The following is a 2,685-nucleotide window of genomic DNA, read 5'->3' on the forward strand; positions in this document are numbered from 1 at the left end:
CTGCCGACCTGAAGGTGACCTTCCCGACGGACGACGGCGACGTGCGGGCCGTCCGTGGCGTGAGCTTCACCCTCGGTCGCGGCGAGACCATCGGGGTCGTGGGCGAGTCCGGGTCGGGCAAGTCCACAATCGCGCTCGCGATGCTTGGCCTGCTGCCGCGCAGCGCGCGCGTCACCGGCTCGGTCCGCTGTCAGGGCAAGGAGCTGATCGGACAGTCGGAAAAGGATCTCGCGAAGGTCCGCAGCAGCACGATCGCCTACATCCCACAGGACCCGCTGACCTCGCTCAACCCCGCCTTCACCGTGGGCCGGCAGGTGGCCGAGACCATCTGGACCCGCGGCCACGTGGACAAGGAAGAGGCGCACAAGAAGGCCATCGAGCTGCTCGAGCTCGTGGGAATCCCGAACGCGCCGCGCCGCGTGGACGATTTCCCGCACGAGTTCTCCGGCGGCCAGCGGCAGCGGATCGTGATCGCGATCGCGATGGCCAACGACCCGGACGTGATGATCGCGGACGAGCCGACGACCGCCCTCGACGTGACCATCCAGGCCCAGGTGCTCGACGCGCTGCGCGCCGCCCGCGACAGGACCGGCGCGTCGCTGATGATCATCACCCATGACCTGGGCGTCGTCGCCGGGATGGCGGAGCGGGTGATGGTCATGTACGCGGGGAAGGCGGTCGAGGCCGCGACGGCCGACGTCCTGTTCCACGAGAGCAAGATGCCGTATACGCTCGGCCTGCTCGGCTCGCTGCCGCGGATGGACAGGTCGTCGCGCGAGCCGCTGCGGCCGATCCCGGGCAGCCCGCCGTCGCTGATCAACCTGCCGAACGCGTGCCCGTTCGCGCCGCGCTGCCCCGCGGTCATCCCGCGCTGCCGCGAGGAGGAACCGGCGCTGAACCTCGTCGAGCCGGGGCACGAGGCCGCCTGCATCCGGGCGACCTCGCTGCCTAACGGCGGCGTCGACCTGTTCTTGCCGACCTGGACCGACACCGAGTCCGAGGGCGTCAAGCAGGAGACCCTCACGATCGACGAGATGGACGCGGCGGCGGCGCCCGCCACGGCCGGCGCGACGCTGGTCTCCGTGCACGACATCGTGAAGCACTTCCCTGTCCGTGCGGGCACGTTCGTCCGGCGCACGGTGGCCGTGGCGCACGCGGTCTGCGACGTGAGCTTCGACCTTGCCGAACGCGAAACGGTCGGTCTCGTCGGCGAGTCAGGCTCCGGCAAGTCGACCACCGCCCGCGTGGTGCTGCAGTTGCTGCCGGCGACCTCGGGTTCGGTGAAATTCGAGGGGAAGGAGCTCGTCGGCAAGAGCCGCAAGGAGCTGCGGCCGTTCCGCCAGCAGCTCCAGATGGTGTTCCAGGACCCGTTCGCGTCCCTTGACCCGCGCATGCCGGTCGGCGAGATCGTCGGCGAGCCGCTCAAGGTGCACGGCCGCTGGGGCCGCGCCAGCGGGCCGAAGCGCGTCGCGGAGCTCTTCGAGATGGTGGGGCTCAACCCCGAGCATCGCAACCGCTACCCGCACGAGTTCTCCGGCGGCCAGCGGCAGCGGGTCGGCATCGCCCGCGCGCTCGCCCTCGGCCCGAAGGTGCTGATCCTTGACGAGCCGGTGTCGGCGCTCGACGTGTCCATCCAGGCTGGCGTCGTCAACCTGCTCGAGGAACTGCAGGACCGGCTCGACCTGGCGTACCTGTTCATCGCCCACGACCTGTCGGTGGTGCGGCACATCGCGGACCGGGTCGCGGTCATGTACCTGGGCCGGATCGTGGAGCTCGGCGCCGTGGAGCAGGTGTACGAGAGCCCGTCGCATCCCTACACGCAGGCGCTGCTGTCCGCTGTCCCGGTGCCGGACCCGAAGATCGAGCGGGAACGCCGCCGGATCATCCTGACCGGCGAGGTGCCGAACGCCGTGATGCCCCCGTCCGGCTGCCGGTTCCGCACCCGGTGCTGGAAGGCCCAGGACATCTGCGCGTCAGAGACCCCCGAGCTGATCGACCGGGGTCAGGGCCATCCGGTCGCCTGCCACTTCGCCGACGCCACCCGGGTCATCCCGACGGCCTAGCTGCTGCCCGGGCCGTTTCCGGATGATAAAAGGGTCCTATGGCGGATGACATAACGGGTGACGCGGCGGCCGACAGGATCGCGATCAGGAACGTCGTCGAGTCCTGGGCGCTCGCCAGGGACTCCGCGAACTGGGACTGGTTCCGCGAGCAGTGGCACGACGACGGCTACATGATGGCGACCTGGTTCCAGGGTCCGAAGGAGGACTTCATCCGGGTCAGCCAGGAGGGCTACGAGAAGGGCGTCAACATCCTGCACTACACCGGCGCCAGCCAGTCGGCGGTGCGGGGGGCGCGGGCGATCTCGCAGACGCGGATGACGATCATGCAGCGTGGCGAGGTGCACGGCGTGCTCGTCGACGTGTCTTGCATCGGGCGGTTCTACGACTTCTTCGAGAAGCGCGCCGGACGGTGGGGGATCGTGCTGCGGCAGCCGATCTACGAGAAGGACCGCATGGATCCGGTCCTGCCGGGCGCCACGGTCGAGCTCGACCCGGACTTGCTCGCGCGGTTCCCCGAGGGCTACCGGTACCTTGCGTACCTGCAGGTGCTGGTGGGCTACCCGGTCAAGCCGGACATGCCGGGGCTGCGCGGTCCCGGGGTCGAGGCGCTGTACGCGCGCGG

Annotated in this window: 2 protein-coding genes; both read left to right on the forward strand. The window is 69.9% G+C overall.

Features of this window, described 5'->3' with window-relative positions; all coding sequences use genetic code 11:
- Positions 1-2,063 (forward strand): dipeptide ABC transporter ATP-binding protein (locus WA805_RS25600; protein ID WP_425243618.1); only part of this gene is annotated, 2,063 nt, incomplete at its 5' end.
- Between the two features lie 38 nt (positions 2,064-2,101).
- On the forward strand, positions 2,102-2,685 hold a 584-nt coding region (locus WA805_RS25605; protein ID WP_425243619.1), incomplete at its 3' end, for a nuclear transport factor 2 family protein.

It is taken from the genome of Trebonia sp. (assembly GCF_049794275.1).
GTDB lineage: Bacteria > Actinomycetota > Actinomycetes > Streptosporangiales > Streptosporangiaceae > Trebonia.